Raw genomic sequence first — 8553 nt, 5'->3', positions numbered from 1 at the left:
AACACCCGTTCCGACTTCAATGACCTCATCAACTGCAGGCTTAGTTACCACTTCATTCTTCTTTGCGCGAGCTGTTTCCTTGCCATCTGTCAAAGTAATGGTATAGGTCACACTCTTCTCACCATTAACCCCTTGGACCTTGGTTCGTTTTTCACCTTTTGCGAGAGTGTTTGTTTGAACCGTTTGAGTTCCGTAGAGAACGGGCTCTGTTACTGTGATTTCTTGAGTGGTGACTTTTGGCTCTTCTTTAGGAGACTCGCCTTTTAAAAGAGCTTCTGCTTTTGCCTTCAAGGCTTGATAACGAGTTTCGTATTTGGCAAAACCTTTCTGACCTTCTGGACTCTTAATCGCATTCACTGCTGTTTGATGATATCCGTTTACATCATCAAGGGCATATTGCAAGCTTTCTGCAGTATCCGCATCGTTTGGATTAAATTCATTGATTGCTGCTTCAAACACATCCAGTTGATTTTTAAAGTTCGCTGCTGCCTGAGCTTCTGCTGCATCTGGAATTTCTTCGTCTTCTCCTGGCTCTTCCGCATAAACAGAAGGAACTCGGACAAGTTCCGGATACTGGTAAGCTGCTGCCGCGCCTAGAGCATTAATGGCAAGCACTGTAATTCCTAACTTAATTAACTTTTTTCTATTCATAATGAATTTCCTTTAATATTCCTAATAACATGATAGCAGCCAGAAGAGCTGCTGCTCTCCTGGGCTATCTTACATTAGTGCTTTGTCTTTCTTCTTCTCAGAAGAGCTCCCATAAGCACGAGAACCAAACCAACGATTACTTCATATACCATGGTCGCTGATGTACCTGTTTTTGGTAAAATCTTCTTCGGTTTTGGTGGTTCTGGTGTTGGTGCCGGTGGTAAATCATCCTTCGGTGCTGGTGGTTCTGGTGTTGGTGTTGGTGGAACAACTCTTACAATATTCGTCTCATGAATTTTTGGATCATGATTGAAGTTTACATAAGCTTTATTTGGAACACCGCCTTGATATTGAGATGGATCTACTCCTTCTTTAAAGACTGAGTAAATCACTACACGGAGTGTGCTGCCCTTCAAGGCTTCCAAAATATCCTTATCCGTAATATCCACTGTCACGTCTTGACCATTCACTGTTACTTTCGCAACCTTGGCAAGCGCCTCATCAGTCAATTCACCTTTATCCGTCACAGATTTGAACTGCTCAAGCGCTTTGGCAAGTTTTTCCTTGCTTTCTTTCAGTTGAGCAATTTCTTTATCAAGCTTCTCTTTCGCAACCTTTTGCTCTTCAGGTGTTGCCAAATTGCCTACATTGGCTGCCTCTGCTTTCAGTTGCTCCAGTTCTGCTTGTGCTGCCTTGAGGCTTGCTTCAAGAGCTGCTACATCGGCACTAGTGTTTGTGCTTGCTGCACTAGATGATGTGCTAGCCGTATCACTAGTTGATGCCGCATCACTGCTTGCAGCTGGGTCTGAGCTAGAAGAATCACTTGAAGCTGGAGTCGTTGGTGCTGGAGTTGCAGTCGCTGCAGCTGCTTTCGCCGCTTCTAATTGCGCTGTTAACTCTTGGACTTTCTTCTCTGCTTCTTGAACTTTCTTCGCAACCGTATCATTCGTTGTCTTAGATTCCAGTTCTTTCAGATCTGCTTCTGCTTTGTCTAACTTCGTCTGAAGACGTGCAGTTACGTCGGCTACCTTGTCATCCTCGATCTTCAACGCTACTCGATTAATCTTAAGAACGTTATCAATCTTATCTGTCACAGTCACACCAGTCAACTCTGTTTTCACATCGCGACCTTGTGCGTCTTGGACTGGATTGCCAGCGTCATCCACTGGGTTGCTTGGTACCTTCGTTGTAATATCAAAGCGGAATTCATCACTGATGTTTGTCAAACGATGTGTATCAATTGTTGGATTTGAACCATCTGCTGGACCAACTGTCTTAACTGGCTCGTTTGGATCTGGATCACGTGGTTTTTCTGGATCACGTGGTCGAACCGTTACTGGGTTAGATTCCTTATTGCCTGTTTGACCATTACTATCCTTGAAGGCTACAGTTGCCTTGTTTGGAACCGTACGGTTTTCATAAGCATTCAGAGCCTCGTCAGATACATCTGACTTGATCTTAGCTGGAATGTAGAGCTGAATTTCCTTGAAGCCATGGATTCGGGCAAAGTCTTTCACAGATACTGTGACTGTATTGCCTTCAACCTTCGTTTCTATTGCATCTGTCGCATAGCCATCGATATAAGCTACCGGTGTACCAGCTACTTCCAGAACGGATTCTAAAGTATCGGTTACGGTAAATTCTTTATAAAGTCGAATATCTTTTGGCAGTTGGGTGTTGACATTGTACATGTACGGAACACCACGATCGACATCTAAGTGATCCAGTGTACGGTTAATCTTCTTCGTAATCTCTGGTTCTGGTTGTTTTGGAACAATTACTGGAACTGGATTAGAATCTTTCTTCGTACCTGGGTTGTTATCAATTACATAAGAAGCGGTGTTTGGTACAGTGAACTGATTATCCACCAAGTATGGTGTCAGGTCTGCATCCGCCTTAATTTTAGCCTTGAAGCTCACTTGGATCTTCTTGCCGCCATTCGCTTTAACAGTTGCTTCTGGGAAGTTAACTTCCAGTAATTGACCATTTGTAGTTACCTGAGCATCTGTTGCTTTGCCATCCAAAGTGACCGTCGCTTGGCCAACAAATTCAAGAACATCTTTCAACTCATCACTGATAGTGAAGGCTGTCGCATCCCATGGCATGCTAGTCTTGAGATTGTAAGTAAAGGTTTCTGTACGATCTTCAATGGTTTCAGAAGCTTTCTTATTCACATCTTTTTCAAGAGGTGGTTGCTCTGGGGTTGGTGGAGTTACCGGAACTTCGTTAGAGTCCTTCGTCACACCTGGTCTGTTAGGGAAGCCAATCCGGTAAGTAGCCTTGTTTGGTACTTGAATCTTGTCATCCTTGAAGTATCCAGAAAGGTTGGCACCCTCACGAATCTTCGCATCAAAGGTCAAGTTCACTGCCTTGCCACCATTCGCCTTCACTTGTTCTTCTGTCAAGGTCAACGTGATAGTTTGGCCATCTACCTTAATCTGCTTCGCATCCAAGGCTTCGCCATTCAGGCTCGCACTTGCTTGACCAACAAAGCTCAATACATCTACCAAGCTATCATGAACTTCAAAGGCTGTCGCATCTACTGGAACACTTGTGTTCACATGGTAAGTGAAGCTGTCCTCACGGTTCGCTAAGGTTTCCTCTGGCTTACCATTCACATCCTTCTTGATCTCTGGTTCATTCGGTGTCGGTGGAGTCACTGGAACTGGTTTCGAACTTTGTTCCGTGCCTGGATCATTGTTGAAATTGTACTTGGCTGTATTCTGAATACGGGTAACGCCGTCTTTCTCAATATACTCTGAGAGATTTGCGCCTTCCTTGATCTTAGCCTTGAAGCTTACATGAACAGACTTGCCTCCATGTGCTTTCGCTTCTGCTTCCGTCAATTTAACCGTAATCTTTTGACCCTTGATCTCAATATGGCTGCTATCTAAGGCTTGACCATCTACAGTCGCACTTGCTTGGCCATTCTCACCTGAGAACTCAAGGACTTTCTCAATCGTATCGTAAACCGCAAATCCAGTCACATCCAATGGAACCTGCGTATCAATCGTGTAAGTGAACTCTTCACCACGATCTGACAATGTGGCAGATGCTGCATCATTCACTTTCTTCTCGATTGGTGGGTTCTCTGGACTTGGTGGAGTTACTGGAACGATATTGGAATCTTTCGTAACACCTGGGTTATTCGGGAAGTCTACCCGGTAAGTAGCCTTGTTTGGAATCTCAGTCTTGTCTTTCTTCTTATAAGATGACAAGTTCGCGCCCTCACGAATCTTCGCCGCAAAGCTCAGGCTTACTTCTTTACCACCATTCGCTTTCACTTGTTCTTCTGTCAGTGAAACCGTTATGGTTTGACCGTTAATAGAAATCCGGTCAGAATCCAATGGTTGGCCATTCAAGCTTGCCGTCGCACGCCCTGTCCCTTCCGCAAATTCCAGAACACCTTCTAATTCATCCATCACGCTAAACGCTGTCGCATCTAACGGTACTTTCGTTGTTACATGATATGTGAATTCATCATTCCGGTTGCTTAAGGTTTCCTCTTCCTTACCATTGACATCCTTCTTAATCTCAGGTTGTTCTGGGCTCGGTGGAGTCACTGGAACGATATTAGAATCTTTATGAACACCTGGCTGATGTGGGAAGGAAGCATCGTAAGAAGCTTGGTTTGGAATCTCAGTCTTATTGTCTTTTGTGACATAAGCTGAAAGGTTGGCATTCTCACGAATCTTCGCTTGGAAGCTCAGAATCACTTCTTTGCCACCATTCGCCTTCACTTGATCTTCTGTCAGTGAAACGGTAATCTTTTGACCGTTAATACTGATGCGGTCTGCCGCTAAAGCTTGGCCATCCAAAGTGGCACTGCCTGCATCTGCGAATTCTAAAACATCCTTGATTTCGTCGTCTACTGAGAAGCTCGTCGCATCAAACGGTACAGTTGTTTTTACTTTATATGTAAAGACATCGTTACGGTTTGTGAGTGTCTCAGAAGCTTTATCATTGACTGTTTTCTCAATCGGTGGTTGCTCAGGATTTGGCGGTGTAACTGGGACTTCATTTGAATCCTTGCGATATTTTGGATTGTTATCAATCACATAAGACGCCTTATTCATGATACGGATACCTTCATTTGGTACCATATAGTCTACCAGACTAACACCCTTGCGAATCTTGGCCTTGAAGTTGACTTCAATGGACTTACCAGCATCCGCCTTCACAGAAGCTTCTGTGAATTCAATCTTAATCAATTGATCTTTGACAGTAACAGTCGCTTTGTCTCCTGCATCTTTACCGTCAATCTTCACAGTGGCAGAGCCTTTTTTACCTACGAATTCCAGAACAGATTTCAATTCATCCGTGATTTCAAAGACAGTTGAGTTCGCTGGCATCTCTGTCTTCAGAGTATAAGTGAACTCTTCATCCCGTTTTGATAAATCATAATGATCTGCACCATTTACTTCCTTCTTCAAATCAGGAGTCGTTGTTGGTGGTGGAGTAACGGTTACTGGACTAGTTTCTTTCTTAGAATCTGGATTATCGTTAACCTGATAGCTTGCCTTGTTCGGTACAGCTGGTTTATCTCCAGTGTCATTTGGATACTTAGCCAAGAGAGCATCATAACTTACGCCATCCTTAATCTTCGCTCCAAAATGAACACGAACTGTCTTGCCTGCATAGGCTGCGATTTGATCCTTTTCAAAAGTAACAGTCAGCTTTTGACCAGCTGTCTTCACAGTGGCATCTTTGACTTCCTTGCCATCGATTTGAACAGTTGCTTGGCCATCAAATGTTAACTCTGGAACTAACTCATCTGAAATCTCAAACTTATCAGCTACATCTGGAATCTTGCTCTCTACATCGTAGTTGAATGTTTCTCTCAGACTACCCAAATCGGCATGTTCCTGATTATTGACCTTCTTGCTGACTGGTGGTGGAGTCACACGAACAGGCTCCGTTTCTTTCTCCCCACCTTGGTCATTCTTGTTCGTATAGGTAACCTTAGCCTTGTTCTCGATAACAGGAACTGTTGACTCTTTCTTAACCTTCGCTGTAATGACTAACTCGACTTCTTTATTGGCCAAGTCTTCAGCACGAGCAAAGTCTTTCATTGTTGCTGTGACTGTATTGCCAGCTACAGTTACATCAAAGAATTTCGCCGCGTCTCCCTTGATAACAGCTTTACCTGCTTCAAGATTCTCATCCAAAGTATCACTAATGACATAAGACTTGTAGGTCGTGATATCGTTTGGAAGCTTCGATTTAACATTGTAGTTGAAGTCAGTGCTTGCAGCGATTGTCGCTTCGTCCAGCTTCTCATTAATCTTCTTAGAAACAGATGGTTCTGTTGGCGGAGTCACCGTTACAGGAATGGTTTCTTTTTCACCATTGTGGTCATTCTTATCTGTGAAGCTAAAGGTAGCCGTATTTGGAATATTTGAGCGAGTGACACCATCATTAATCTTAGCTGGGATGACCAACTCAACCTCTTGGCCGGCTAAAGCACCTGCATTGGCAAAGTCCTTCATAGTTGCCGTTACGGTTTGTCCTTCGACTGTCACATCAAAGAAGTTAGCAGCTGCCCCTTGGATGACTGGCTTATTATCTGTTTCATTTACAACAGACAAGTCTTTGTCCAATTTGTCTGTAATGACAAATTTCTTATAGTCTTTAATATCAGTTGGAAGACTTGTCTTAATATTGTACTTGTAAAGCTGACCTGTCGCAATATCCAAATGGTCTAAGTTCTCATTAATCTTCTTAGAAACAGGTGGAGGGGTCACACGAACAGGATTAGACTCCACTTCTTTCTCTTGATTATTTTCATTGGTAAAGTTAATACGAGCTTTGTTCTCGATGACTCTACCACTTACACCATTCTTAACCTTAGCTGGGATTTGCAGCTCAATATATGAATACTTCGCTAAGTCTTGGAACTTGCCTTCCTTGACTGTAGCTGTCACTGTTTGACCATTCTTTTGAATATCAAAGAGTGCAGCTGCCTCTCCCTTGATGGTCACATCTCCGGCAAATTCCAAATCATTATCTAGAGTATCGCTGATAACAAACTTCTTATAAGAAGCTGCATCGCTTGGAACAGCTGCCGTGATGTTGTAGTTATATGGTTGACCATCAAAGGTTTGGTAATCGTCCAAGCTTTCGTTGATCTTCTTGCCTACACTTGGTTCTTTTGGTTTCGGAGGGGTAACTGTTACCTCTTTAGAGGTTTTCTTCTTATCATTCAGAATTACATCTGCCGTATTTGGAATATTGACAACGCCATTCTTCTTGTACTTAGTTAAATCAGCACCTTCGCGAATTTTAGCCTTGAAAGTCAGCTCAATCTCTTGGACAGTATTGCCTCCACGACGAGAAATCAAACGGTTCAATGAGGTCAATTGAGTCTTGTCCAAGGTAATATCAATCGTTTGACCATTGATTGAAATCGCTTTGGTTAAAGCAGTGTAGGACTTGCCTGCTACACTTACTTTGGCAGACCCTGGTTGGATTTCCAGCTCATCTACCACCGTATCTGTCAATGTGAACTTATCCGCAATACCTGGCCATGGAGCCGTTACCTTGTACTCAAACTCTTCGCCATCCATCCGCAGACCTTCGTGTTCTTTTTCGTTGACCTTCTTGTCTACTTCTGTATCAAGCGGTGGTTTGACATAAATTGGATTCGAACGACGAATCGTACTTGCTTTCGTGTCTGTCTTAGCGTGGGCATCTTGGTTTGGAGTATTATCTTCCCCATTCCACATGATATTCCCTTGGTTTACCAGACCGTAACCATTATTGTTCTGCAAGATAGCAAGGTACTCTTTACTTGCTTGATTCTGGCGATATTTTTCTTTCAGACGCACCGTCATTCGCAATTGCGCCTTCTTCATAATCAAGTAATTGTAGTTTTTGCCTTCACTTGGAACATCGGCCACAACGACACTGCGCATATTACCATCTGAATCTGCTTGCTCAACAACGCGAGTCTTCCACGCTTGACCTTCAGGACCAGTTGCAGAATGACTAACAACTTCCAAACGGTAATCGATTGGGTCTGTTAACATGACATTCTTCTCAAACTCATATGGTACGTTGTTGAAGTTGTAGTTAACGGTGTAGGTGAATTCTTCTCCCTTAGAAGACAATTGAGCAGAGTAAGATGGTTTCTTAGTCAACTCTAACGGATCCGGAATGACACCAATATCGTTGCTTGCGTCTTGGTCCGCCACCGTCTTCGTTGCGCTTGGATAACAGTATTCTAATTTCTGTACTTCTACAGTCTGATTTCGACCACCAATTTGGCGCGTCTCAAACTCTCCCGCTTTGAATTTACCAGTCAATTCTGGAACTGTGATTTCTTCCTTCTCCGGAACATAGTTTGCAGGAGGATCTGTTTCATCTTCTTCATTCGTTTCAGGTGCACGAGCTTCTTTACTCAAATCATAGTCAAAGCTGTTCTTACCTGGGTTGAAGACACTATCTGGAACAGAAATCTTAACTTTGTTGCCAGTCTGTGTGATTGTACCACGAATTTCCTTGCTGGAATCTTTTACTTTTGGAACAATCTTCTTCCCATTGATTCGGATAGCATCTACCTTGTAGCCTTCCGTAATGTCAAACTCACCAGTGATATCATCTTTAACTAAAGCTGCCGCTACAGATTCCAAAATCTTTTGCGAGAATACATCAATGTTATTTTGTTCATTAACATAGAAGGAAACATTCTTGCCGTTCACAACCTTATCTGGCGAAGCCATTGATTGAAGTGCATCGTGGAAGATGGCTTGAACGGAACGGTTGTCCCCAATATTGATAGTGTTACCAAAACCATTCAGATAAGCAGGACCATATTGATAGTATTTTTCAGTGAAGTTATCAACACGTTCCCAGAAACCAACAACGACAGAACCTTCTGAACCAACCGCTGCTTTCAGCTGA

At 43.1% G+C, this 8553-nt stretch carries 2 protein-coding genes; both read right to left on the bottom strand.

Annotation, left to right across the window (positions count from 1 at the left end; genetic code table 11):
- Positions 1–651, bottom strand: a 651-nt coding sequence (locus HMPREF9380_RS00040) for a G5 domain-containing protein (protein WP_002934199.1), incomplete at its 3' end; no start/stop codon positions are given.
- A 74-nt stretch (positions 652–725) separates the two neighbouring features.
- On the bottom strand, positions 726–8553 hold a 7828-nt coding region (locus HMPREF9380_RS00045), incomplete at its 5' end, for an isopeptide-forming domain-containing fimbrial protein (protein ID WP_002934197.1).

The sequence above is a fragment of the Streptococcus sanguinis SK49 genome (genome assembly GCF_000212815.1).
GTDB classification, from domain to species: domain Bacteria; phylum Bacillota; class Bacilli; order Lactobacillales; family Streptococcaceae; genus Streptococcus; species Streptococcus sanguinis_C.
The sequence above is the reverse complement of the archived record's forward strand: the minus strand, read 5'-3'. Positions and strand labels throughout refer to the sequence as shown.